Origin of the sequence: Pseudoalteromonas sp. c7(2019) (genome assembly GCF_011378625.1) — a bacterium.
GTDB classification, from domain to species: Bacteria; Pseudomonadota; Gammaproteobacteria; order Enterobacterales; family Alteromonadaceae; genus Pseudoalteromonas; species Pseudoalteromonas arctica.
Genome location: NZ_WTKS01000017.1, coordinates 41131 through 67151, shown reverse-complemented (window position 1 = coordinate 67151; position 26021 = coordinate 41131). Strand labels below are relative to the sequence as shown.

General features: G+C 38.4%; 25 protein-coding genes. 23 read left to right on the top strand and 2 right to left on the bottom strand.

Going from position 1 to position 26021, the window contains the following annotated elements:
* The first annotated feature begins 32 nt into the window (after positions 1 to 32).
* The 20 genes from GQR38_RS16935 to GQR38_RS16840 all read left to right on the top strand — a co-directional run bounded on the left by GQR38_RS16935 (position 33) and on the right by GQR38_RS16840 (position 17545).
* Positions 33 to 746 carry a beta-ketoacyl synthase chain length factor gene (locus GQR38_RS16935; protein ID WP_197100563.1) on the top strand — a complete coding sequence of 238 codons (714 nt, stop codon included), beginning with the start codon at positions 33 to 35 and terminating at the stop codon, positions 744 to 746.
* Complete coding sequence (locus tag GQR38_RS16930; protein ID WP_197117314.1) at positions 739 to 1521, top strand: lysophospholipid acyltransferase family protein; 783 nt, start codon at positions 739 to 741, stop codon at positions 1519 to 1521. The genes GQR38_RS16935 and GQR38_RS16930 overlap by 8 nt, the downstream gene beginning before the upstream one ends.
* Positions 1518 to 1775 carry a phosphopantetheine-binding protein gene (locus tag GQR38_RS16925; RefSeq protein ID WP_007580830.1) on the top strand — a complete coding sequence of 86 codons (258 nt, stop codon included), beginning with the start codon at positions 1518 to 1520 and terminating at the stop codon, positions 1773 to 1775. The genes GQR38_RS16930 and GQR38_RS16925 overlap by 4 nt, the downstream gene beginning before the upstream one ends.
* Before the next feature lie 21 nt (positions 1776 to 1796).
* Positions 1797 to 2042 carry an acyl carrier protein gene (locus GQR38_RS16920; RefSeq protein WP_002958648.1) on the top strand — a complete coding sequence of 82 codons (246 nt, stop codon included), beginning with the start codon at positions 1797 to 1799 and terminating at the stop codon, positions 2040 to 2042.
* A gap of 4 nt (positions 2043 to 2046) precedes the next feature.
* On the top strand, positions 2047 to 2613 hold the full coding sequence (locus GQR38_RS16915) for a hypothetical protein (RefSeq protein ID WP_024591742.1): 567 nt from the start codon (positions 2047 to 2049) through the stop codon (positions 2611 to 2613).
* A complete protein-coding gene (locus GQR38_RS16910) occupies positions 2606 to 3970 on the top strand; it encodes an AMP-binding protein (protein ID WP_024591743.1) in 1365 nt (454 codons plus the stop codon). The genes GQR38_RS16915 and GQR38_RS16910 overlap by 8 nt, the downstream gene beginning before the upstream one ends.
* Positions 3954 to 4319, top strand: coding sequence for a thioester dehydrase (locus GQR38_RS16905; RefSeq protein WP_024606158.1), 366 nt, complete (start codon positions 3954 to 3956; stop codon positions 4317 to 4319). Before GQR38_RS16910 ends, GQR38_RS16905 begins: the two co-directional genes overlap by 17 nt.
* Positions 4312 to 5061, top strand: a complete 750-nt coding sequence (locus GQR38_RS16900) for a glycosyltransferase family 2 protein (RefSeq protein ID WP_007580819.1) — start codon at positions 4312 to 4314, stop codon at positions 5059 to 5061. The genes GQR38_RS16905 and GQR38_RS16900 overlap by 8 nt, the downstream gene beginning before the upstream one ends.
* Positions 5051 to 6019, top strand: a complete 969-nt coding sequence (locus GQR38_RS16895; RefSeq protein ID WP_165722737.1) for an acyltransferase — start codon at positions 5051 to 5053, stop codon at positions 6017 to 6019. The genes GQR38_RS16900 and GQR38_RS16895 overlap by 11 nt, the downstream gene beginning before the upstream one ends.
* Positions 6012 to 7556, top strand: coding sequence for an aromatic amino acid ammonia-lyase (locus GQR38_RS16890; protein WP_024593020.1), 1545 nt, complete (start codon positions 6012 to 6014; stop codon positions 7554 to 7556). Before GQR38_RS16895 ends, GQR38_RS16890 begins: the two co-directional genes overlap by 8 nt.
* Positions 7549 to 7977 (top strand): acyl-CoA thioesterase, encoded by a 429-nt coding sequence (locus GQR38_RS16885; RefSeq protein ID WP_007580812.1) that lies wholly within the window; start codon positions 7549 to 7551, stop codon positions 7975 to 7977. Before GQR38_RS16890 ends, GQR38_RS16885 begins: the two co-directional genes overlap by 8 nt.
* 23 nt (positions 7978 to 8000) lie before the next feature.
* Positions 8001 to 8510 carry an outer membrane lipoprotein carrier protein LolA gene (locus tag GQR38_RS16880; protein WP_165722738.1) on the top strand — a complete coding sequence of 170 codons (510 nt, stop codon included), beginning with the start codon at positions 8001 to 8003 and terminating at the stop codon, positions 8508 to 8510.
* 46 nt (positions 8511 to 8556) lie between these two features.
* Complete coding sequence (locus GQR38_RS16875; RefSeq protein WP_165722739.1) at positions 8557 to 10794, top strand: transporter; 2238 nt, start codon at positions 8557 to 8559, stop codon at positions 10792 to 10794.
* 4 nt (positions 10795 to 10798) lie between these two features.
* On the top strand, positions 10799 to 12037 hold the full coding sequence (locus GQR38_RS16870) for an NAD(P)/FAD-dependent oxidoreductase (RefSeq protein WP_165722740.1): 1239 nt from the start codon (positions 10799 to 10801) through the stop codon (positions 12035 to 12037).
* Positions 12025 to 12585, top strand: a complete 561-nt coding sequence (locus GQR38_RS16865) for a DUF3261 domain-containing protein (RefSeq protein ID WP_024593016.1) — start codon at positions 12025 to 12027, stop codon at positions 12583 to 12585. Before GQR38_RS16870 ends, GQR38_RS16865 begins: the two co-directional genes overlap by 13 nt.
* Positions 12582 to 13751, top strand: coding sequence for a beta-ketoacyl-ACP synthase (locus tag GQR38_RS16860; protein WP_165722741.1), 1170 nt, complete (start codon positions 12582 to 12584; stop codon positions 13749 to 13751). Before GQR38_RS16865 ends, GQR38_RS16860 begins: the two co-directional genes overlap by 4 nt.
* Positions 13744 to 14199 carry a hotdog family protein gene (locus GQR38_RS16855; RefSeq protein ID WP_165722742.1) on the top strand — a complete coding sequence of 152 codons (456 nt, stop codon included), beginning with the start codon at positions 13744 to 13746 and terminating at the stop codon, positions 14197 to 14199. The genes GQR38_RS16860 and GQR38_RS16855 overlap by 8 nt, the downstream gene beginning before the upstream one ends.
* Complete coding sequence (gene fabG, locus GQR38_RS16850; RefSeq protein ID WP_007580797.1) at positions 14196 to 14921, top strand: 3-oxoacyl-ACP reductase FabG; 726 nt, start codon at positions 14196 to 14198, stop codon at positions 14919 to 14921. Before GQR38_RS16855 ends, fabG begins: the two co-directional genes overlap by 4 nt.
* The gene (locus GQR38_RS16845; RefSeq protein WP_165722772.1) at positions 14921 to 16150 is read left to right on the top strand and encodes a beta-ketoacyl-ACP synthase; all 1230 of its coding nucleotides are present in this window, start codon (positions 14921 to 14923) and stop codon (positions 16148 to 16150) included. The genes fabG and GQR38_RS16845 overlap by 1 nt, the downstream gene beginning before the upstream one ends.
* Before the next feature lie 90 nt (positions 16151 to 16240).
* Entirely contained in the window at positions 16241 to 17545 is a 1305-nt protein-coding gene (locus GQR38_RS16840; protein WP_002958629.1) for a DEAD/DEAH box helicase, read from the top strand.
* A 31-nt stretch (positions 17546 to 17576) separates the two neighbouring features.
* Here the strand turns inward: GQR38_RS16840 and GQR38_RS16835 are convergent, their stop codons facing one another.
* Entirely contained in the window at positions 17577 to 19076 is a 1500-nt protein-coding gene (locus tag GQR38_RS16835; protein WP_165722743.1) for an amidase family protein, read from the bottom strand.
* A gap of 95 nt (positions 19077 to 19171) precedes the next feature.
* Positions 19172 to 20779: an NAD(P)/FAD-dependent oxidoreductase gene (locus GQR38_RS16830; protein ID WP_024593013.1), complete on the bottom strand. Its 1608-nt coding sequence runs from the start codon at positions 20777 to 20779 to the stop codon at positions 19172 to 19174.
* Between the two features lie 194 nt (positions 20780 to 20973).
* On the opposite strand from GQR38_RS16830, the gene fdxA reads away from it, so the two are divergent.
* The 3 genes from fdxA to GQR38_RS16815 all read left to right on the top strand — a co-directional run bounded on the left by fdxA (position 20974) and on the right by GQR38_RS16815 (position 26010).
* On the top strand, positions 20974 to 21297 hold the full coding sequence (fdxA, locus tag GQR38_RS16825) for a ferredoxin FdxA (protein ID WP_165722744.1): 324 nt from the start codon (positions 20974 to 20976) through the stop codon (positions 21295 to 21297).
* Between the two features lie 136 nt (positions 21298 to 21433).
* On the top strand, positions 21434 to 23677 hold the full coding sequence (locus tag GQR38_RS16820) for a carbohydrate binding family 9 domain-containing protein (protein ID WP_165722745.1): 2244 nt from the start codon (positions 21434 to 21436) through the stop codon (positions 23675 to 23677).
* A 422-nt stretch (positions 23678 to 24099) separates the two neighbouring features.
* Positions 24100 to 26010, top strand: coding sequence for a bifunctional diguanylate cyclase/phosphodiesterase (locus GQR38_RS16815; protein ID WP_165722746.1), 1911 nt, complete (start codon positions 24100 to 24102; stop codon positions 26008 to 26010).
* The last annotated feature ends 11 nt before the right edge of the window (positions 26011 to 26021 follow it).

Genomic DNA, 26021 nt, shown 5'->3' with positions numbered 1-26021 from the left:
CTTCCCTTATATATTATAAAATATGCAGAGCTGTGAAATTTGTTGTTGAAGAACTCGCTATATGGATAAAGCCCGAACAGCGACAAATAAAAGAGAGTAATTGGTTTGATTCCTCCGTATTAAATCTTAGTTGGGTGCCTGCTATGCAGCGACGCCGAATGACTTCCTTTATTAAAATGGCACTCTTTAGTGCTCATCAAGTAAGCACTCAAGGTAACTATGTTAATTTACCGAGTGTTTTTTCTTCTCGCCACGGTGATTTTCACAAAACGTCTAACTTACTTATTGATGTAGTAAATGATCAGCCACTGTCGCCCACTGGTTTTGGGTTAAGTGTGCATAATGCCGCATCGGGACTTTTTGGGATAATACAGGGTAATACAAGTGCTACAAATGCTATAGCTGCAGGAGCCGAAAGCTTTATTTATGCACTCGTAGATGGCTTTGTAAGACTTGCTGATAACGATCAGCAACACATGTTAATAGTTCATACCGACGAGACTCTCCCCGATATTTACGCTCAGTACGCCGATGAACAGCAAATAGCACACTCTATTGGTTTAATAATAAGAGCGCCGCAAAAAGGCGAACCCCATTTTAGTTTAAACAAAGTATTTAATACGGGCATGGAAAAAAGCGACTTACCAATGAGTATTCAATGCGCTAAAGCTTTGTATGAGCGAAGCAATATATTACTTGTTCATAACACGCTTGAGCACGATTGGCAGCTTACATACCATGCTTAAAAATGTACAAAGGTTATGTGGGTTGATTTGGCGGATTATTGCTACTGCATTTTGCTTTTCAGTTTTTGGGGTTGGTGGTTTAGTATTAGCCTTTATTGTTTTTCCTGCTCAGCGCCTATTTCAAAGTGACTCAGTTAAACAAAAGATTAAGGCTCGAAAGACAGTACATTACAGCTTCAAATTGTTTGTTAGTTTAATGCATGTAACGGGCGTTATTCGATTTCATGTTAACGATAAAGCAAAAATTGAAGGCTTAAAAGGGCAACTGATATTAGCAAACCATCCTTCTTTAATTGATGTTGTTGTTTTAATTTCGGTAGTAAAAAATGCAGATTGCGTAGTAAAGGCGCATTTATTTAAAAATCCTTTTATGCGCGGCGTTATTAAAAGCACCGGCTATATAAGTAATGACGATCCGCAGGAGCTATTACGAGAATGCGAGCGCAGTTTGCAAAAGGGTAATAACTTAATTGTATTTCCTGAAGGGACACGGACAGAGCCTCACAAAACATTAAAGTTTAAACGAGGCGCTGCAAATATTGCAATTAGATGTCATGCGCCCATTACTACTTTTTTAATTAAAATGAAGCCAAACACTTTAACCAAAGGCACACCTTGGTATAAGGTCGCGCCATATCAGGCGCATTTTACAATGGGGCTTGCGAGCCAGCAGTTTAATTGTGCAACGTACGACAGCGATATGCCTGCGATGCAATCACGCCAATTGACTAAAGATTTACAACATTATTTTACACAAGAGCTAAAAAATATATGAGCGAATTAAAAGAACAAATAAAACAACTGATTATCTCAAGCCTTGACCTTGAAGACATGACCACTGCTGACATACAAGATGATGACGCTTTATTTGTAGATGGCCTAGGACTAGACAGCATAGATGCATTAGAGCTTGGTCTTGCGATAAAGAAGCAATTTGATGTGAAAATAGATGCAAACTCTGATCAAACTAAAGCGCACTTTGCCTCAGTTAATTCTTTAGCAAAATTTATTGAACAAGCACGTTCTTAATATATAAAAGTAGGAAGAAAGATGAAAACCGCTGCTGAAATTTATGATGTATTACACGGCATTTTAGAAAACGAATTTGAAATAGACCCAGAAGATATTAGCTTAGAGGCTAACCTGTACCAAGATCTTGATTTAGACAGTATTGATGCAGTTGACTTAGTTGTAAAATTAAGAGAAATCACAGGTAAAAAAATTGAGCCTGATGCCTTTAAGCTTGTGCGCACAGTGCAAGACATAGTCACCGAAATAGAAAAGTTAGTTAACTAATACTATGTTAAAAGCAGTTTTAACAACGTTAATTATGATTTGCTTGGCTTGCTACCCTATTATTGTGTACGTAGGCCTTACGCGTTTTAATAGTCAGATTATTACAGTATTACTGCTATTTTTACTCGGGCTTAGACTTTGGTTAAGCAGAGCCTTGTTTGATAAAATGCCGTGGTTAAAGCCCGCTACATTTTTAGCAGCCATTACTATTTTGATTTCCAAGGTAATGGATAGCGACTTAGGGCTGCGTTTGTATCCCGTAATCATTAATTTAGTTATGTTAGTTGTGTTTGCGTATTCTTTGTATAAAGGGCCTTCTATTATTGAAACCTTTGCGCGCATTACTGAGCCCTCACTTGATGAAAACGGTGTAATTTATACAAAAAAAGTAACGCTAGTGTGGTGTGTTTTTTTTGTATTAAACGGTGGTATTGCCCTATACACCAGTATTTTTAGTAGCCTAGAAACCTGGGCTTTTTATAATGGTTTTATTGCTTACTTAGCTATGGGCACATTGTTTGCTATAGAGTGGCTAGTCAGACAAAAAGTAAAAAGGAACGCCGGTGTTTAATGCTTTTCAAAGTAATGCGATAAGAACATGTTTTAATCATACTGATAATGATATTTCGGAGCGTCAGTTTGTTAGTGATATAAACGAAGTTTTAGCAAAGCTATCAACGTTAAATGCTAAATCATCGGTTGTTTTATACACCACAGACACCTACAAATTTGCCGTGTACTTATTTGCTTTGGCACTACACGGAAACACAGTGATTTTGCCGCCTAATGGGCAACCTGCAACGTTAAACTCCTTGCTTAAACAAACACCTTTTTTTATTGGTGAGTCTGAATTAGTAGCCGATTTAGAGGCTGATTTTTTAGATATAGGCACCTTAGTCAATCAACCTCACTTTGTATCTATTGAAACAATTAAATGGCCTCAAGAAGGCACAATTGTTTTTTACACGTCGGGCTCGTCGGGTAAAGCAAAGCCAATTGTAAAAACGTGGCAGGTAATAAATAAAGAATTAAGTACATTAATTAATAGCTACGCACTGATTGATAATCCTATTTTTATAGCGAGTGTTTCGCATCAGCATATATACGGCTTATTGTTTAGATTATTGTGGCCATTACGTGCAGGAAAGGTTGTAAATACAGAACTATTGCATTACCCAGAACATATAGCTACAAAGCTCAAGTTATTTAAAAAAGTAGTGTTTGTTTCAAGCCCAGCGCAGTTAAAACGGTTATGTATTGATAATGTTTTAGTGGATGATAAGTCTCATTTACAATGGATTTTTTCATCAGGTGGACCGCTATTAAACGAAGATGCTGTATCGTTGTTTACGCAATTAAATAAACCAGTTACACAAGTTTTTGGTAGTACCGAAACCGGTGGTATTGCATATCGACAAGTTACTTCACTTGAAAAGGTTAGCCTTTGGCAGCCTTTTTCGGGTATTAAAGTACGGGCTTTGGACGATCAGCGTTTAATTTTAAACTCACCGCTCGTTCGCGACAAAAATTACCCTTTAGATGATAGAGGCGAAGTACTTAAAAATGGTCAATTTAGACTATTAGGCCGATTCGATCGAATTATAAAATTAGAAGAAAAACGATTAAGTTTAGATGAGCTAGAACAACATTTGTGTACTAGTGAGTGGGTAAGTGAAGCTAAAGTAATCGCCTTGCCTGGTGAGCGGTTAATTGTAGGCGCTATTGTTGTGCTTACGCATAAAGGGCAGATATTTTTTAATGGTGACGGTAAGTTAGCTACAAATAATTTATTAAAAGCGCATGCATTAGCGCGCTTTGAGCGAATTTGTATCCCTAAAAAGTGGCGTTTTGTAGATCAATTACCATACAACTCACAGGCAAAGTTAAATTTAAAAGCATTGGAGAGTCTTTTTGCAAAAGTTGACTAAAACACAGCCTGATTTACTGTCTTGTGAAAAAGCAGAGCAAAAGTATAAATTAAGCTTACTAGTTCCTCATGATTTAGATTATTTCAAAGGACATTTTACGGATGGCCCAATACTCGCAGGTGTTGTGCAATTAGACTGGGCTGTGGCTGCAATTTGTAAATATTATAATGTTCAGCAACCTGTTAAAAATGTTGAAGTATTAAAATTTCAGGTAGTGATTACCCCAGGTATAACAATCGAATTATTGCTTGAGCAGAAGGCAGAGAATAAATATACCTTTTCGTATAATTCAAACAAAGGGCAGCATGCATCTGGCCGTGTTGTTTTTGATAGCCTGATAAATGAATAATTTTTGTATTGTTATCCCAAATTATAATCACATTACGGTTATTGATGATGTACTGAGCCAATTATCGTCATTTAATCTTCCTATTATTATGGTTGATGACGCAAGCAACGTCGAAGCTAAAAATGTGTTCAGTAAGCTTGACGCAAAATACGCGCAGTTGAGTGTAGTTGCCCACGACGATAATCAAGGCAAAGGCGGCGCGGTACAAACAGGCTTAAAGCAGGCACATAAGCTAGGTTTTTCGCATGCGATACAGGTTGATGCTGATGGGCAGCATGACTTATCTGATATTAAAAAACTAATAGCGCTTTCAAACGCTCAGCCTAAAGCGCTTATAAGCTGTTGCCCAATATATGACGATTCAGTGCCTAAACACCGTTATTTAGCACGTTATTTAACGCATGTTTGGGTATGGATTGAAACGTTAAGTTTTACAATTGTAGATTCGATGTGTGGCTTTAGAGTGTATCCGCTTGAGCAAAGTACAAAGCTAATTGATGAGGTATCGCTTGGAAAACGCATGGATTTTGACCCCGAAATTTTAGTGCGTTTATATTGGCGCAATGTGCCTTTTGTATTTTTACCTAGCCAAGTAATTTACCCCGAAAATGGGCTTTCTCATTTTCAGCCATTACACGATAACGTGCGTATTTCGTGGTTACACACCCGCTTGTTTTTTGGAATGTTGATTCGCTCTCCTGTGTTAATTTGGCATAAATTAAAGAGGCGTTATGGCCGCTAAACACTGGTCTAAAATGCAAGAACGCGGTAATTTTTTAGGTATTCAAATACTGTTATTTGCTCATAAATTACTGGGTAGAAAAGGGCTGTGGATTGTTTTGTTTCCTGTGGTTTTTTATCTTTTTTTAACAGGAAAAGTAGCGCGTGTAGCATCTAAAGCGTTTTTAGCGCAGGTTAATGTTTACCAAGGCTGCAAACAACCTGTTACGTTTAAAATGCAATTAACGCACTTTTGCAGTTTTGCAGATAGCGCATTAGATAAAATTGATGCTTGGCTTGGGCGAATAACCCAACGTGATATTAAATACACTAATGAGCATTTATTTGCTGAGCTAGATGAGCAAAATCAAGGGGCTATTTTTATAGGTTCCCACTTGGGTAATTTAGAGGTGTGCAGGGCACTTAGCCAGCACCGCAGCAGTAAAAAAATAAATGTACTGGTGTTTACCCATCACGCTGTTGAATTTAATAAAATGCTTAAAAAGATTAACCCAAATGTGTCGGTTAATTTAATACAAGTGACTGATATGGGGCCTGACTTAGCTATTTTACTAAAAGAAAAAGTAGAACAAGGAGAAATAATCGTTATTGTTGGCGACAGAACAAGCACAACAACGGCTTCTCGGTCGGTACAGGTACCATTTTTAGGCAAAAAAGCCCCATTTTCACAGGGGCCTTTTATATTAGCCGCGCTGCTTGATTGCCCTGTTTACTTTTTGTTTTGTTTAAAAGATAAAAAAAGCAAAAAGTATCAAGTGATATTTGAACATTACAGCCAATCATTAAAAATGCCTCGACGAGAGCGACAGCAGGCGCTAACACTTATTATTACTGACTATGCACAGCGTTTGAGTTATTACGCAGCTTTATATCCTTATCAGTGGTTTAATTTTTACGATTTTTGGAAAAGTGATCAGCAGGTAGTGCGCGATCAATCAATGGAGAACAAGTGTGACTGAACAAAATATACAGCTTTTTGGCAATCAGCGATTATCAATTGAAGATATTGTTCGAGTTGCCTTTAATGAAACACAAGTGCAATTAAATAGCTGTGAAACTTTTAGCGTTAAAATTAATAGCGCTTTGCGTTTTTTAGACACACTTTTAAAAGAAGATGGCGTAATTTACGGCGTTACTACTGGTTACGGTGATTCTGTAACGGTGGCTGTACCCCTTGATTTAGTTGATGAATTACCTCTGCATTTAACTCGCTTTCACGGCTGTGGACTCGGGGATGTATTTAATAAAGTGCAAGGGCGTGCAATTTTAGCAACCCGCTTAACATCACTTTCACAGGGCTACTCTGGTATTAGCTGGGAAATGCTGCACCTACTTAAAGATTACTTAAATAACGATATAGTGCCTGTGATCCCACAAGAAGGGTCAGTAGGTGCCAGTGGCGATTTAACACCGTTATCTTACGTTGCAGGTGCGATGGTAGGCGAGCGTGATGTGTTTTACAAAGACCAAGTACGTAACAGTGCTGAAGTTATGAAAGAAGTTGGCTTAGAACCTCTAACACTAAGGCCAAAAGAAGGTCTTGCCGTTATGAATGGCACAGCGGTAATGACTGCATTAGCGTGTTTAGCGTTTGATAGGGCTAATTACTTAGCTAAACTGGCGAGCCGTATTACTGCATTATCAAGTTTAGCGCTTAAAGGAAATAGCCATCATTTTGATGAGATATTATTTTCAGTTAAGCCACATCCTGGGCAGCAGCAAATTGCACGTTGGATAAGAGACGATTTAAACCATCACGATCACCCTCGTAATGCAGACAGACTTCAAGATAGGTATTCAATCCGTTGTGCACCCCATGTTATTGGTGTTCTGCAAGACAGTCTGCCGTTTTTTAGGCACATGATAGAAAACGAGCTTAATTCAGCAAACGATAACCCAATAATTGACGGCCAAGGTGAGCATGTATTACACGGCGGGCATTTTTACGGAGGCCACATTGCAATGGCAATGGATAGCATGAAAACAGCCGTTGCAAACCTTGCTGATTTAGCAGACAGACAAATCGCTTCTTTGGTTGATACTAAGTACAACAATGGGCTACCTTCAAACTTGTCTGATAGTGCACCAGAGCGCCGTTATATTAATCATGGTTTTAAAGCGGTTCAAATTGGCTGTAGTGCTTACACTGCTGAAGCATTAAAGCTAACCATGCCGGCCAGCGTTTTTTCTCGCTCTACAGAGTGTCATAATCAAGATAAAGTGAGTATGGGGACTATTGCGTCTCGCGATTGTTTACGTATTTTACAGCTAACAGAACAAGTGTTAGCAAGTACGTTATTAGCAAGTATTCAAGGTGTTAGATTGCGTATAAAACAAGGCGATCTTGAGTTTTCGACTTTAACGCAAGATATGCAAAACATGTATACCGATATAACTGATTACTTTGAAAACCTCACTGAGGATAGACCAATGGAAGCCGTGCTAAGGCAAACAATAGGGTATATTCAAACTAAACGTTGGGCGTTGTATGAATAGTAAAGGTGCATTATTAACGCATGTGGTAGAAATCGAAATTCCATTTCATGACTGCGATCCAATGAATGTTGTATGGCATGGTAACTACCCACGTTACTTAGAAGTAGCGCGCTGCGAGTTACTGCGTTTATTTGATTATGATTACCCACAAATGCATGAATCGGGCTACGCGTGGCCTATTGTTGATATGCAAATAAAGTATGTCGCCTCAGCGGTATTTACTCAAAAAATCAAAGTAGCGGCTTATTTAAAAGAATACGAGAACCGACTACGGATTGATTACGTAATTACTGACTCGCTAACTAACAAGCGCCTTACTAAAGCCTCAACCACACAAGTTGCGGTTGAGGTTAGCTCTAAAGAAATGCAATTTGAATCACCCGCTATTTTATTTAATAAGTTAAAAGCGGTTTTGAATTAAATTTTTATTTTATAGGCGATTAAATGAATTTTTTAAAATGTTTTACATTGAGCATAGCCATTAGCTTTTTACTGTTTTGCTCTGTAGTAAATGCAGCAGCTATTAAAGGTGAGTTTAAGCAATATAAGCAATTTAATGGATTTGCTAAGCCTTTTATTTCGTCGGGTGTTTTTTCGTTAATTGATGAAAAGCTCATTTGGCAAGTGAAAATGCCTGTGGAGAGCATGCTCATAATAGAAAACGGCAAAGTGCTTGCACAAAATACCAATGGTGAGTTAATACCACAACCTGGTAGCGAGCAATTTGTAGGATTACTGAGTGACTTACTTAGCGTAAATATGAGTGCGCTGGAAACACGTTTTGATATTGCTAAAATGCAAGACAGTTGCACACAGTTAACACCAAAAGAAGCGATGTTACAGCAATTATTTAGTGATTTTATTTTATGTGAAACTGCTGAGAAAGTGAGCAGTATTACACTAAATGAGCACTCAGGAAATAACACAAAAATTGAGTTTACTTATTTCAAATAAAATTATGTTTTTAAATAATGCAGTGGTTAATTAAGGGAATAGTGCAGTGACAAAACGAATTACCGTTATTGTAGGGTGGTTTAGCAGTTTAATTTTACTTTTTGCTGCAGCTTTTTGGCTGTCTAAACCAACGTTTAGCGCCGATATGTTTAGCTTATTGCCAAAGTCGCACTCCCAAATTGCACATGCGGAAGATGTTTTTTTTCAGCAAAATGCTAACCGTATTATGTTCTCGTTTGCAGGAAATAATAAAAATAAAGCATTTGATGATTTCCAAAAATGGCTCGACGATAATGCAATTAAAAGCACATTTAACTTTCCGTCCGTTAACGATTTAGCGCAAACATTCTCACCTTTCAAACATGCGTTATTAAGTGATACTTACAAGCAAATATTAAGCAAAAAAACAACGTTTGAACATTATTACCTTGAGCAATTAAATCAGTTAGGCAACCCATTTGTAAGTGCTACCTTAAGCAAAGATACAAGTTTGAGCTTAGCGGCATTTATAGAAGATAACTTAAAACAAAGCCAATTGTTTACGCTTGAACAAGGTCGTTTAACTCGACGTTTAAAAGGCGTTGAATACCGTGTCATTTTGGCAAACTTAGCGCCCGAAAATTTAGGGGTTAATAAATCAATTGATTTAGCTGGCGCGATAATTAAACAGATAAATATACTTAATAAAACCTACCCTGATTTAAGCATTACTTACTCTGGTGTGCTATTTCATACGGCTGAAAATGCTAAACAAGCTAAATACGAGATGAGCCTGTTTGGTGGCATTAGCTTATTAGCCCTTATTGTTATGGTATTTTGGGTATTTAGGCGTTTAAACAGTATTTTATTAGCAAGCTTTACCGTACTGAGTGCACTTATTGGTGGCGCTATTGCTATGGTGTTGCTGTTTAAGACTATTCATTTATTAACGCTTGTTTTTGCAGTTACCTTGATTGGTATTGCCATTGATTATGCATTTCATGGTATGACTGATTTAGCCAAAAAAGAGCATGAAAAAGGCTACAGCAAAGGGACTCAATCTGCGCTTTTACTCTCTCTTATTACGACTACGCTGGGTTATTGCTGCTTACTAGGTGCACCACTAACGTTATTATCTCAAGTTGGTGTGTTTGTTATTGCGGGTTTAGTGAGTGCTTGGCTATTTACAGTTTCAGTTTTGCCATTGTGGCAATCTACACTCACGTTATCGCCTTCGAGTTTATTGATGAGTCAAAAACTCATTAAGGTTTTTTTATACTGCAATAGTTTAAAAAAGCCAATACTCATTACATTATTAGCCCTTATAAGTGCGTTATTTTTAATAAAACCCATTAGCTTTAATGATGATGTAAAGCTATTAAATGCAAGCTCCGAGCATTTAATGCTAAACGAAAAAAAGCATTTGTTATTACTTGGGCAATGGGACACCCAAATTGTTTTTATGTTTGCAGATAGCGACGAAGCGCTATTACAAAAGCAAGAACAATTTTTAAAACGCTTAACCCAACTAAACCCTAATTTTAAACATAACAGCATTAGCCATTGGTTGCCTAGTTTACAAAAGCAGAGGGATAACCAAGCCTTGTTTGAACAGGCAAAAAACAAAGGGACTTTGAATATTGCTGAGCGCGTTACAGGGCAAGTGCTAGCAAGTACAAAGGCACCGTTATTAACTTATGAAACACTCGCCACGAGTACATTTAAACCATTACTGCTTTCTCAAATGGTTGTTGAGTCAGAACAATCGATAACGTGGGTGTCTATTTCGGGTATTTCATCTGATCAACTAATTAATGAGGTTGAAAAAAACAATGGAATTTACCTTTATAATAAACCTAAACAAATTAGTGCTTTATTAAGTGATTACCGTGAATATTTACTATTAAGCCTAGTGCTTGCGGGTTTTATTAGTTGGCTGCTTTTTAGTTGGCGATTTACGATTAAGATAGCGCTGCTGCAGGTGACCATTTTATCTGTTGTGGTGTTGAGCATGCTTTGGGTATGTAATGCGATTCAAGGTAGCTTGTCGTTATTTAATTTACTCGGTGCGTTACTTGTTATTGCCTTAGCAATTGATTACCTCGTTTTTTATCAAATAAATAAGTTAGAGCCCAAAAATGTGTTAGCGATTAGCTTATCGGCTGCGTCATCAATGTGGGTATTTGGCATGCTGAGCGCATCTGATACACCGGCTATTTTTAGCTTTGGGCTGAGTGTAATGGTAGGGATTTTAGCTATTTACTTTTTATCACCGCTGAGTGTTTTAAAGCCTCAAAAGGAATAATGATTTGAATAACCTTGAGCAGTACGATGTTGTTGTTATTGGCGCTGGGCCTTCTGGTGCATTGGCTAGTAGTCTTTTAGTTCAAAAGGGATGGCGGGTATTGGTACTTGAACAGCAAGCGTTTCCACGTTTTTCAATTGGTGAAAGCTTACTGCCGCAATGTATGGCGTACTTAGAAGACGCGGGCTTAATCGATACACTACATAACAATGCAGCGGCTTTAGGTTTTCAGTTTAAAGATGGCGCTGCTTTTCATCGGGCAGGGCAAAATACGACTATAAACTTCACCGAAAAATTTACTAAAGGCCCAGGCACTACGTATCAAGTGAAAAGAGCCGACTTTGACAAATTATTAGCAGACAAAGCACAAGGGCAAGGCGTAGAAATCAGATATAAGCACACGGTGATTGACTACTGTGATGAGCCAAATGGTGCATCATTAGTGGTACACAATGAGCAGCAACAAGCTTACCGCGTTAATGCCCGATTTGTATTGGACGCAAGTGGCTTTGGGCGTGTATTACCAAAATTGTTAGATTTAGAGCTTCCCTCTAGCTTTCCTGTTCGCAGCGCTTATTTTAGTCACTTTAAAGACAATATTAGTGATGCAAGCTTCGATCGTAATAAAATTTTGATTACCGTACACCCTCAATATTCTGACGTGTGGTATTGGCTTATTCCCTTTAGTGATGGTACTGCGAGTATTGGGGTTGTGGCACAGTCAGAACGTTTTAATGATGATGAATCTAGCGATTTACTAAATCAATTTATAGAGCAAGACCCTTATTTAAAAACACTGTTAGCACAGCGTGAGTTATTAACTCCAGCAAAAAATATAAAAGGCTACTCGGCAAATGTGAGTAAGTTATATGGTAAGCACTTTGCTTTATTGGGTAATGCGGGGGAATTTTTAGACCCGGTATTTTCATCAGGTGTAACAATTGCTCTCAAATCTGCAAATTTAATTGCCCCACTTGTTGATCGCTATTTAAAAAACGAAGTCGTCGATTTTGACGCTCACTACGCACAGCCATTACAAGCTGGAGTCGATTGTTTTAGAACATTTGTAACAGGGTGGTACGATACGCGTTTTCAGGATGTGATATTTTACTCTGAACAAAATACTCAGGTGCGAGAAATGATTAGTGCTATTTTAGCGGGTTACGCATGGGATACAACTAACCCATTTGTTGCACAAAGTGAACGCCGTTTAAATGTGTTGGCTCAGTTATGTCAAAATTAATTAAGTATGCGGTGTGTAGTGTATTTATATTTGCTGTATTGAGCGCATGTACGAGCTTTACAGCATCTAAAAATAGAGTGTATCTATCACCTAATATTCAATTAAATATTAATAGCGTGCCAGCACAAATGTTTGATAAGTCTTGGCAGCATGTTTTGTATATTACGAATCAGCAAAACACACACACTGTATTTGCCCAATTAGCTATAAATGACAAAGGTGCAATTAAGTTATTGTTAATGACAGTGCAAGGCTTTCCGATTATGGAGCTTGAAAAACCTTTAAATGGCCCAGTAAAAACACGAAATATGCTGGCGGTAGAAGGGATAGACCCTCATTATATTTTAGCGGATATTGCATTAGTACATTGGCCAGTAGCATTTTTACAAAAGCAGTTAGAGGGTGCTTTAATAGAGCAGGTTGGCTCTAATCGGGAAGTATTTAACGATGAGGGTACATTTATTACCATTGACTATAGTGATGAGTCGACAACGTTGAACAATATTTTACATCAGTATCAAATAACATTTAAAAAGGTAGAACAGTGACATATTGGCTGAATGATTTAGGCATTGTGAGTGCGATGGGCATAGGCCAAGATGCAACTACAACAAGCTTAAATAAATATAACCCTGCAACTCCTTTATTAACTTTAAATAAAAGTTTAAGTGCTGAGCAAACCCCGCTGTATGTCGGGCAAGTTCAGTCTATTGCTTTATCAAATAATAAACGTATCAATACATTTATTGATCTAGCTTTAGAGCAGATTAAGCCAACCTTAGATAAACTTTCGCATATTGATAAGTCGCGTATCGCAATTGTAATGGGTACTAGTACATCAAGTATTCATGATGGCGAAAGAGCGCGTAAAAGCTATGAAAGTACAAAACTCTGGCCTGATGACTTTAGTTACAGTGATCAAGAGTTAGCTACACCCGCTCATTACATTGCACATAAAATAGGGGCTCTAGGGCCTTGTTACAGTATTTCTACTGCGTGCACGTCGAGTAGCAAAGCGTTAATTAGCGCCCGAGCTTTGCTAAATGCTGATTTAGCCGATGTGGTAATTTGTGGTGGTGCGGATAGTTTGTGCCAATTAACAATTAATGGCTTTGACTCGCTCGCTTCTTTAAGCTCGGGTTTATGCCAGCCTTTTTCTAGCACCAGAGACGGCATTAATATTGGTGAAGGGGCCGCTTTATTTGTAATGACTAAAAATAAGCCAATAACAAATAACGGCGTTATGTTACTAGGCAGTGGCGAAAGCTCAGATGCGCATCATATGTCAGCCCCCGATCCTAATGGGATGGGCGCCCAAGCCTCAATGGAAAAAGCACTAAAAAGCGCAAAGTTATCCTGTGGTGATATTGATTATATTAACGCTCACGGTACGGCTACTGTAAAAAATGACGAAATGGAAGCACTTGCAATTAATCGCGTGTTTGGCAACAATACCCCGCTTAGCTCAAGTAAGCATTTAACAGGGCATACTCTTGGTGCTGCAGGCGCCATTGAAGCCGGTATATGTTGGTTATTATTAAAAGATAGCGGCCAACATATGCTGCCGTATAACGTGATTAAAGAAGGCAGTGATTTGGCTGATATAAAAATAATAAAACAAGCGTTTAAGCCCGCTCTTAAATATTGCTTATCTAATTCATTTGCGTTTGGCGGTAATAATGCCAGCTTAATATTGGGAGTTAACGTTGACTAATTACCCTATAGAGCAAGTAGTCCCGCATGATGCGCCTATGATTTTAATAGATAGCCTTTTAACACACAGCGAAGATGAAGCTCAATGCGGCGTTACTATCACTGAGCAAAGCCCTTTTTTTAGTCCTGCAATTAACGGCGTACCTAGCTATATTGGTGTTGAGTACATGGCGCAGTCTATTGCCGCTTACGCTGGTGCGTTAGCGAATGATGAAAATAAACCTGTAAAAATTGGTTTTTTAATTGGCACGCGAAAATATCAAACTTATCAACCGTGTTTTAAAAACGGCAGTAAGCTGACTATTGAAGTGAAAAAGCTATATCAAGAAGAGTCAGGTTTAAGTGTATTTGAATGCCAAATACTCGCGTGTGAAACTCTACTTTGCCAAGCAAAAATTAATGTATTTCAGCCTGAAAACCCGTTGGAATTTATAAGAGAAAATCAATGACAAAAAGAATTTTAGTTACGGGTTCAAGCCGTGGTATTGGTAAAGCTATTGCGTTAAAACTTGCTGAGCAAGGGTTTGATATTGCAGTACATTGCAGAGCGGGTGTTGAGCAAGCTCAAGCAACATGCGATGAAATTAATGCATTAGGTAGAGCCACCAGTTTATTACAATTTGATGTATGCGACAGAGAGCAGGCCAAAGCACAAATAATAGAAGATATAGCTCAGCATGGCGCTTATTATGGTGTGGTGTGTAATGCAGGTATTACTAACGATATGGCATTTCCTGCTATGCAAGGGGAAGACTGGGATTGTGTAATACGTACAGGCCTTGATGGGTTTTATAATGTAGTACACCCAACTGTAATGCCTATGGTACAAAGCCGTAAAGGTGGGCGAATAATTACAATGTCATCGGTGTCAGGTATTGCAGGTAACCGAGGGCAAGTAAATTATAGTGCAGCAAAAGCCGGTATTATTGGGGCCACTAAAGCACTTGCATTAGAATTGGCAAAACGCAAAATCACAGTTAATTGTGTGGCACCTGGTTTAATAGAAACCGCGATGACTGATGAATTACCTATTGATGAAATGATGAAAATGATACCCCTTAAACGCATGGGGAGCGTTAAAGAAGTTGCGGGAACAGTCGCTTTTTTAATGTCTGATGATGCAGCTTACATAACACGCCAAGTGATTTCGGTTAATGGTGGCATGGTTTGATTAAACGCGTTGTTGTAACAGGGATGTCGGTGGTCACTGCATTGGGCGATGATTGGTCTGAATTCAAACAAGCCTTAATTAAAGGCGAAAATGCTGTTGTTACTATGCCAGAGTGGGATATAGCTGACGACCTCAATACTCGTTTAGCCGCGCCAGTTAAACACTTTGAGCGACCAAGTCATTACAAACGAAAACAAATCCGTTCAATGGGGCGAGTGTCACTTATGTCAACTCGTGCTACTGAATGCGCACTTGAACAAGCCAAACTACTCGAGCACGAAAGTCTAACAGATGGCTCTACGGGCATAGCGTATGGCTCATCTACGGGCTCTACTGAGCCACTACTCGCCTTTGCAAATATGATGGAAACGGGGTCGATGTCAGGTGTAACAGCCACGAGTTACATTAAAATGATGGCGCATACTGCCCCTGTAAATGTTGGTGTGTTTTTTGGTTTAAAAGGGCGTGTTATAACAACAAGCTCTGCTTGTACATCGGGATCTCAAGGAATAGGCTACGCCTATGAAGCGATTAAGTTTGGCCGACAAAAAATAATGGTGGCTGGTGGAGCTGAAGAGTTATGCATTACTGAAGCCGCCGTATTTGATACGCTTTATGCAACATCTACAAAAAATGAAACACCAAAACAAACACCAAGACCTTTTGATAAAAATCGCGATGGCTTAGTGATAGGCGAAGGCGCGGGTACACTTATTTTAGAAGAATACGAACATGCAAAAGCGCGCGGAGCAACAATATTAGCTGAGGTGGTTGGTTTTGGTTGTAATTCTGATGGACAGCACGTTACTCAACCAACATCAAAAACAATGCAACTAGCGATAGAAATGGCACTGCAAGATGCCAATTTAGAACCAGAAAAAATTGGTTACGTTAATGCTCATGGTACATCAACAGATAAAGGTGATATTGCCGAGTCTCACGCAACGTTTAAAGCATTGGGCAGCAAACCTATTAGCTCGTTAAAAAGTTATTTGGGGCATACATTAGGTGCTTGTGGTGCAATAGAAGCATGGGCAAGCATTAATATGATGGCAGATAACTGGTTTGCACCAACAATTAATTTAGATAACGTTGATGACGAATGTGCTCAGCTTGATTACATAAGGCATCAAGGGCGTGAGATTAATACCGATTACGTGATGAGTAATAACTTTGCGTTTGGTGGTATTAACACCTCTTTAATATTTAAACGCTATAAAGTAGATTAAACACGTTAAAAGATAAGTTATGACTAACTGTTAGCTCGTTTTTACTGTATAATTTGCGACCCTTGATAATGTGGCCGTAGGTTATACAGCATGAATTTTAAATCTTTTAGTTTCGCTCCTGAAATCATCCAGGCGTTGGACGAACTTAACTATCACACCCTTACGCCCATTCAGCGCGCAGCAATTCCTGCTGTTCGTAAAGGTAAAGACGTTTTAGCCAGTGCACAAACTGGTACCGGCAAAACTGCCGCGTTTGCTTTACCTATCATCCAAAAATTGGTTGAGTCTGAACTCAGCACAACTAATGCACCTCATGCATTAGTACTTGCTCCAACGCGTGAACTTGCAGAACAAATTGCAAATAATTTTAGAGATTTTGCAAAGCATACATCACTTAAAGTCGTTAGCTTATTTGGTGGTGTTAGCACTGCCGGCCAAGCAAATGCTTTAAAAGAAGGTGTAGATATTGTTGTTGCAACGCCAGGTCGTTTATTTGATCATATTCGTTTAGGTAACTTAAGCCTTGCAAGTGTTAAGCACCTTGTTCTTGATGAAGCTGACCGTATGCTTGATATGGGCTTTATTGAAGATATGCAAAACGTTATTAAAAGCTGTGCAGAAGAGCGCCAGATTTTACTTTTCTCTGCTACATTCCCTGCAGCAATTAAACAATTTGCATCTAAAGTATTGAAACAAGCTGAAATAGTGCGTGTTGATCAAACTAACAGTACAGCAAGCACCGTTGAGCATGTTGTTTACCCAGTTGAAGAACGTCGTAAGCAAGAGCTACTTTCTGAATTGATTGGTAAGAAAAACTGGCAACAAGTGCTTGTCTTCGTAAACATGAAAGAAACAGCTGATGAGCTTGTTAAAGAGCTTAACCTTGATGGTATTCCGGCAGGCGTTTGCCACGGTGATAAATCTCAAGGTAACCGTCGTCGTGCTTTACGTGAATTTAAAGAAGGCAAGGTACGCGTATTAGTGGCTACAGAAGTCGCTGCTCGTGGTATTGATATTGATGGCTTACCTCGTGTAATTAATATTGATTTACCTTGGCTTGCAGAAGATTACGTTCACCGTATTGGCCGTACAGGTCGTGCTGGTCGCCAAGGTCAAGCAATCTCATTTGTTAGCCGTGAAGAAGAAAACACTTTGTTTGAAATTGAAACGCTAATCGGCCAAAAAATCAAACGTGTATATTTAGAAGGTTATGAAGTAAGTAACCGTGAAGTACTAATTGATAAAATTGGTAAAAAACCAGCGCATTTACGCCGTACACGTTCTAACAAGTTATCAGGACAAGCAACCGGTGAAGCGAGAGCAGTAAATCGCTCACGTATTTCAAGCGTTCGTAAAAGCTTAAAAGGCGAAAAACTGTCACTTAAAAAGTCATAGTTAACGCCGTTTAGTTTAAAAAAACCTGAGTTTACTCAGGTTTTTTTGTGCCTGGTGATAACACCTCATCAATAATATTTGCGTATAAATAAGCCGCTTGCTCGTCCTCTTTATTTGCTATTATGGACAAACCAACCGGTAAACCACTTACTTTTCCGACTGGTAGGGTTATGTGCGTTGTGCCAGCAATAGCAGATAACGAACTACTACTGCCATTAAAATTATCACCATTAACTAAGTCAGTTTTCCAGGCGGGGGATACTGTAGGCGCTATAACAATATCAAGCTTGTTGTTTTTATATACATTAATAATGGCTGTTGTTGCTAAAGTGCGATAGCGTTCTTTAGTCTGCTGGTATTTTTGTTTGTTAGTTAAATCAATAGCCTGCGATTGAACTAGGATATCTTGCTCAAAATGGGGCATTTCTGTTTTTTTATTTTGAATATTAAAATTAATAAGTGCTTTTAGGCTCTTAACAGCCACTTGTGTTGGAGTGTTTGCGAGGTAATGATTAATTTCGGCTTTGAAGTCGTAAAGTAAAATATAGTATTCATCAGCAAATAGCGTATCTAAGTTATCAGTAATATCTACATTAATAACAGTATGCCCAGCCTGTTTTAATGCTTGTAACTGCTTGGCATAAAGGCGCTGCGTTTCAACTGTAAATTTATCACTTGGTAGTGCACCAATGGTAAGTGATGATTTTGGTTTTAGATTATCTGTTTTTAATTCAAACCCTGTAGTTGTCGCATCAAGGGAGTCTTCACCTTGCAAAACAGATAAAACCAGCAGCGAATCTTTAAGTGAATGCGCCATCGGCCCTACTGAATCTTGGCTACTTGAAAGAGGCACAACGCCTGAGCGTGATACTTGGCCCATACTCGGTTTTATTGCATAAACTCCATTTACTGAGGCAGGGCACGTAATTGAACCGTCTGTTTCAGTCCCTAATGCTATAGGCGCAAAGTTAAGTGCTACCGCAACAGCAGAACCTGCGCTAGAACCACATGGGTTACGTGTTACATCGTGCGCATTATGTGTTTGTCCGCCTACGGCACTCCAGCCTGAAGATGAATAGGATGAACGAAAATTTGCCCACTCACTTAAATTAGCTTTACCTAAAATTATAGCGCCCGCATTACGTAGTTGTTTAACGACAAAAGCATCATTATTAGTAACGTTATTTTTAAGTGCTAAAGAGCCAGCAGTTGTGGGAAGTGTGCCTTTAGTTTCTATATTATCTTTAAGAAGTACAGGTATTCCATGTAATGGCCCAGCCCAAGTTCCTTTGGCGGCAAGTTCATCTAACGTTTTAGCTTGAGCAATAGCTGTAGGCTCTAAACTAATAACCGCATTATAGTATGGATTAAGTTTATTAATTCGATCTATATAATTTTGGGTGAGTTGCTGTGCATTAATAGAATTATTTTTATATGCACTGTGAATTTCATCGATGGTTTTTAGCTCTTGTGCTTTAGCGTTAAAAATTGCTAATACACTAAGCAACGAAAAGGTAAATGTTTTGATCATTGTTGAGGTGCTTGGGTTGTTATTATTTTCTATACATTTAGCACAAAAAAGCCTCACAAAGTGAGGCTTTTCGATAAACAGCTTAAAAAAGAGGTTTAAGCGTTTTCTAACATAGACAGTGCGACCGCTTCAGCCGCTTTAATACCATCAATACCCGCTGATAAAATACCGCCAGCGTAGCCTGCGCCTTCACCTGCAGGGTAGAGCCCTTTGGTGTTAATACTTTGGAATGTTTTATCACGCTTAATACTAATAGGCGACGAAGTACGTGTTTCAACGCCGGTTAATAAACCGTCGTTAGTTGAAAAGCCACGAATTTGTTTATTAAACGCTGGTATCGCTTCGCGAAGAGCATCAATTGCAAATTGTGGTAACACTTTACTCAAGTCGGTTAACTTAATACCGGGTGTATAAGAGGGTTGTACTTCACCTAAGTTTTCTGATGATTTACCTTTCAAAAAGTCGCCAATTAACTGGGCTGGTGCATCGTAGTTGCTACCACCAAGCTCATACGCTTGCTCTTCAAGTTTACGTTGTAAGTCTATTCCAGCAAGTGGATTACCTGGGAAATCTTGCTCCGGTGATATGCCTACCACAATAGCGCTGTTAGCGTTGCGCTCACTTCGTGAATATTGGCTCATACCGTTGGTAACAACACGGCCCTTTTCAGAGGTTGCAGCGACTACTGTGCCACCTGGGCACATACAAAAGCTGTAAACTGTGCGGCCATTGTCGCAATGATGAACAAGTTTATAATCGGCAGAGCCTAAAATTGGGTTTCCTGCATTTGTACCAAAACGACATTCATCGATCATTGATTGTTTATGTTCGATTCTAAAACCGACTGAGAATGGCTTTGCTTCAACATAAATCCCTTTTTTGTGGATCATATCAAACGTGTCACGTGCGCTGTGACCAACGGCTAATACAACATGGCGAGTGTTTAGTTGCTCGCCATTTGAAAGCGTTAAACCTGTTACTTGCCCGTCGTCTAAATGAATATCGTCAACACGTGTGCTAAAGCGAATTTCGCCGCCTAGTTCTATTATACGAGCGCGCATTTTTTCAATCATGGTGACAAGTTTAAACGTACCAATGTGTGGCTTACTTACGTATAAAATTTCATCGGGCGCGCCTGCTTCTACAAATTCAGTTATTACTTTGCGGCCATAATGTTTTGGATCTTTTACTTGGCTGTATAACTTACCGTCTGAGAATGTACCTGCGCCACCTTCACCAAATTGTACATTTGATTCGGTATTAAGTGTGCGTTTACGCCAAAAGCCAAACGTGTCTTTTGTACGTTCACGTACCTCTTTACCGCGCTCTAATATAATGGGATTAAAGCCCATTTGAGCAAGTAATAAGCCTGCAAATAAACCACAAGGGCCAAAACCAATCACGACAGGGCGCTCTGTTATATTTTCGCTGGCTTGGGCTACAAATTTATAGTTTGTGTCTGGCGCTACTTTTACATGTTGGTCTTTTTCAAATGCCGCGAGTAGCTCGGCTTCGTTATCAACTTCTATATCGAGTGTATAAATCAGTAAAATAGCTGATTTTTTACGTGCATCATAACCACGCTTAAACACATTAAAACTGTGCAATTGTTCTGGTTGGATTTTTAGTTTATTTACAATTGCTTGACCAATTGCATCTTCGTCATGATCAAGTGGCAGCTTTATTTCGGTTAAACGTATCATTTATATCTCTTTTAGGTGTCATAGCGGGGTATTATTACCGCTCACAATAAGGGGATGCAGGGCACAACGGGTGTGCAAACATAAGGCGCGTATTTTACGTTAAAATAGGGTGATATGGCACTTATTTATTGTATTTTTGGAGTGGATGGGTATGATCCACAACTGTTGTTTAAAATCTTAGGTATTAAAATAGTATGGCGTTTGTAGTCACCGAAAATTGTATAAAATGTAAGTACACCGATTGCGTATCAGTGTGTCCAGCAGATGCATTTTTTGAAGGCCCTAATTTTTTAGCTATTAGCCCGATTGATTGTATCGATTGTGGTTTATGTGTCCCTGAGTGTTCAGCTGATGCTATATACCAAGAAGATGAATTACCAGAGTCTCAAAAAGAGTTCACTGAATTGAATGCTGAACTTGCACTGGTCTGGCCGCGCATTACAGAGGTTAAACCTGCACTAGAGGACGCTGATGTATGGAATGGCATAGACGATAAACTTAAACTACTCGAAACATAATTCGTAACAATTAGTTACTCCTTTATCATTAAATAGTTGATTTTTTATTTCAAAGTATTAACAAATGTACCTGGATAAATTACAATCCCCAGCTTAAGTTACTCCCTATGAGTAATTACAGTCTAAATGGATGTTTATGCAGTACTTTATAATTATAATAAAAAAGTTTACCTTCCTATTTTTAAGTTTCGTTTTATTACTCTCAAGCCTTGATGTAGCGGCTAGTAAACAGCAAGTATCCTTATCTCGTATTGATTCAAATATCACTATTGATGGTGTTATGGATGAAGCGCACTGGCAAAATGCGACACGTATACCTCTACTCTACCAAGATGAGCCTAACGAAAAAGGCACACCTCCTGTAAAAACTGATGCCTTTATTTACGAAGATGGCACAAACTTATATGTTGCCTTCATTGCAGAGGATCCAAACCCTGAACAAATTCGTGCATCACTTCGTGACCGCGATACGCTATGGGAAGACGACGTAGTCATTCTTGTTATTGATACATTTAATGATGAACGCAGTGGTTATGAATTTCATGTGAATCCCCTTGGTGCACAAGGCGATATAAGAATGACCGATACCGATGGATGGAGCTCAGATACCTCATGGAATGCTATTTGGGATAGCGCGGGACAAATTAACGAGAAAGGTTACGTTGTTGAAATGCGTATTCCTTTTAAGGCACTGCGCTTTCCTGAAAATAAAAAAGAGCTAACGTGGGGTTTTTCAGTCATGAGAAACTACCAACGTGATGTTTTATATCAGTTATCAAATATGGGGTTTGATAGAAATATAAAATGTAGCCTTTGTCAGTTTGATAAGTTAGTGGGTTTTAGCGATATTGAATCGAGTAAAAATATTCAATTAACACCTACATTGACAGCACTTCGTAACGATAATAAATCTGAATTACCGGGTAACTGGGATAATGGCGATATAGATACCGAAGTGGGCTTAGATTTACGCTGGGGTTTAACCAAGGACGCTGTTTTAAATGCGACTATCAACCCAGATTTTTCGCAAGTAGAAACAGACTCTTTAGAGCTCGATGTAAATACAACCTTTTCTATTTATTATGCTGAAAAACGTCCTTTCTTTTTAGATGGAGCTTCTTACTTTAAAAGCAGCTTATTTGAGCTTTTATACACGCGTACAATTGCAGAGCCTACTTTAGGTGCAAAATTAACGGGTAAAACGGGTGATCATAGTTATGCGTTAATGCTCGCTGATGACGACAATAGTAATATTTTACTGCCAACGAATCAGGGCTCTGGCTTTGCAAGCTTAAACGAAAAAACGAATGCGGCCGCAGGGCGTTATCAATATGACCTAGGTCAGCAGGGTACTATTGGCCTTTCAAGCACGCACAGAGAAAGTGATGACTATCACAACACTGTATTATCAGTGGATGGTAGCTACTGGTTTAATCAATCGGATACTCTTTTGTATCAAGTATCATCTGCTAATACACGTAACTCTGAATTTTTAATTCAAAATTATAACTTATCTGAAACTCAGTCAGATGAAGCATATGCCCTGGAACTTACCCGCGATAAACGTGATTACAAATTATTTGCATCTTATGAAAATATTGGGCAGGACTACCGAACTGATTTAGGTTATCAAGCTAAAGTCGATTATGAAAAAGTAGGCTTTGGTGGCGGACAAACATGGTACAGAGATGAATCTGATCTACTTACCTCATGGTCATACGAAGCTGACTGGGATAAAACGTGGGCGCAAAACGGCGACTTACTTGAAGAAGAATACGAAGGCTTTTTAAGCTTCAAAGGCCAAAAACAATCTATTTTTGAAATTGGTTTAGTGCACCGTTATGAAAACTATAACGACAATTTTTATAATCAAAATATTGGTTTTATTTATACGGGCTTTAAACCCACTAAAGATTTAAAGCTTTCGTTATATATTGAATACGCTAGCCGCATTGATTATGCAAATGAGCAATTAGGCGATGCGTTTGACACTCAAACCCAAGTGGTTTGGGACATTAACGACCATTGGCAGCTCGATGTAAAACATAACTACAGTCAATTAGACAACCCGCAAGGGAAACGTGTGTTTACTGCTAACTTGGTCGACTTTAGACTTCATTATAAATTTAGCATGCGTTCAATTCTTAAATTAATTTTACAATTTGAGGACATTGATAGAGACGAAAACGCCTACTTTTACCAAGTTAGTCAAATCAATAAAGACTATGGCAGCCAGCTTGTTTACTCATATAAAATTAATGCGCAAACACTGTTTTATTTGGGTTACTCAGATAGAGGTTACCAAGACGATTCTCTTAAAAATATTGAGCGAGATCAGCGTACATTTTTTACAAAAGTTAGCTATGCATGGCAGCTTTAAATAAAAATAATAATTGTACCTGCGATAGTTGTTACATTCCTAGGTTGTGTAGCAAGGCATGATTTTGAAGAATAATTTTAGGAAATGGTGTATTGAAGCATCGGGAATGTCAGAAAGGATTAGCAAATACAGATACTAAAGGCTGTGATGGTGTGGCCTAGATTGACGCGGAAGGAAAAACAAAAGAGAGCTTATCGATGGTATGTATTAAATTTTAAACAATTAGAACCTTTTTGTTTATTTTTGTTAATCCCACCTATACTATATATCAAATATAATTAGTTAATCCGTTATTGTTACAATTTTTTGTTATTCTAATGGCTTAGGATTATATCAATGCTTGCGTAGTACTAAATGCAAGCGATATAATCCGTTTTTGGTAATAGGTTTGATAGGAGAAGCAAAGTAGATGGATTTTTTTTATGAGTAAACTTAAGCCGCTCGGTTTTATTTTCCTAATCATAATTCTATTTTGTTTTTGCATAAACATAGAGTTAACGAATCAGATTAATCGTATAAATTTATTTAGTACCAGTATTGATATACGAAATTTCGAAATAACGAATACCACTCTTGATATGGCTCCTTGGTATAATCCGATCTTAAATGGCCACTATATAATTGAGCAGCCCACTGCTGACTTTTTGCTTATTAAAACCACTGACACCCAGTTTGTAGCTGCTGATTCAAGTAAGTTAATTATAATGACACTTGCATCACCTATTAATTTTTTACTTTTATGTATCTTAATATTTGGTTCTGGCCTGTACTTACGCAGAGAGCGTAGAAAGCGTCATTATAAAAATCAAATAGCGGAGCTTAATCTCCAAGCCAATAGCTTACTCACTGCATTTAATTTGCAAGTAAAACCGGCAGAGAATCCTTTGGGTGTAAGCAGCTTAAGCCAATCAATAAATAGTTTAAATACGCATGTGGCTAATTACGTAAAACAAACTCAAACCAGTATATGCCAAGATAAACTGACGTTATTAATTGACCGTCATGCATATATTGAACATATCGACAGACAAATTAATCATGCTAATCAAGAAGATCTCAAGTGTGCGCTCCTGTTTATAGACCTTGATGGCTTTAAACAAGTAAACGACTCGTTTGGTCACAGTTTTGGTGATGAAATATTAGTTCAAGTTGCTAGCCGACTTGCGAATGTATTACGCCACCATAAATTAAGTAACATAAATAGTGCTAACCAATTAGAGCAAAACTTATCAAGGTTAGGAGGGGATGAGTTCTCCATTTTTATAGAATTACTTGATGATAGCGACAGAGTCGTTGAAATTGCTAAGCATGTGCTAAGTGAGCTTGAAAAAGACTTTGTGCTTGGCAATAAAATAGTAAAAATTAGTGCCAGTATTGGTATTGCGGCTTACCCAGAAAGTGCATCAACGCCTCAAGCGCTTTTACAATTAGCCGATGTAGCTATGTATAGAGCTAAAAGTGATGGTAAGGGAATATTTAAAGTTTACTCGCCAGAAATGGGTAACAAAATGCGCCGTTACCATTATTTACTTGAAGAGCTGCGTTTAGCAGTCGCGTGTAAAGATTTTTACTTATCTTTTCAGCCAATTGTGCATGTTGAAGATTGTATGATTGATTATTTCGAAGCACTTACCCGATGGGACCACCCAGTTGAGGGCATGATCCCCCCTTCAGAATTTATTCCAATAGCAGAGGAGTCTAATTTGATATTAGAACTTGGCGATTGGATTATGCTTGAATCATGTAGGCAAATGGCTGCATGGCACAATGCAGGTATGCGTAAAGTAAAAATATCAGTAAATGTTTCGGGCATTCAATTAAAGCACCGTGACATTTATGATTGGATAATGAAGAAGCTCAAAAAAACCGGTTTACCCGCTACGTCTTTAATGCTTGAAATTACAGAATCAACATTCATTAAAGCCAGTCCAAGAATTATTAAAGAGCTAAGTAGGCTAAGAGAAGAGGGTATCACTATTGCTATTGATGACTTTGGTACAGGTTTTAGTTCTTTAAGTACATTAGCGGATTTACCAATAGATGTTATTAAAATTGATCGCTCGTTTATAGCTCAAGCTAATAAAAGCCAAAAATATAATGATATATTAAATACAATTAGTGAGCTTGGACAAAAGCTTGGCCTTAAAATTGTAGCTGAAGGCGTTGAAGAAATAGGGCAGTTTGAACTTGTTAAAAAAATGGGTGTGAGTTCTGTTCAGGGTTATTTAGTAAGTCGACCTGAGTCATCAGCTAATGTAGGTAATAAAGTATTACGCAATAACACCAGTAACCTTTCAGCATCGGGTACAAGTGCTTGGGATATTGTTAGTTAGTTTACAAATAA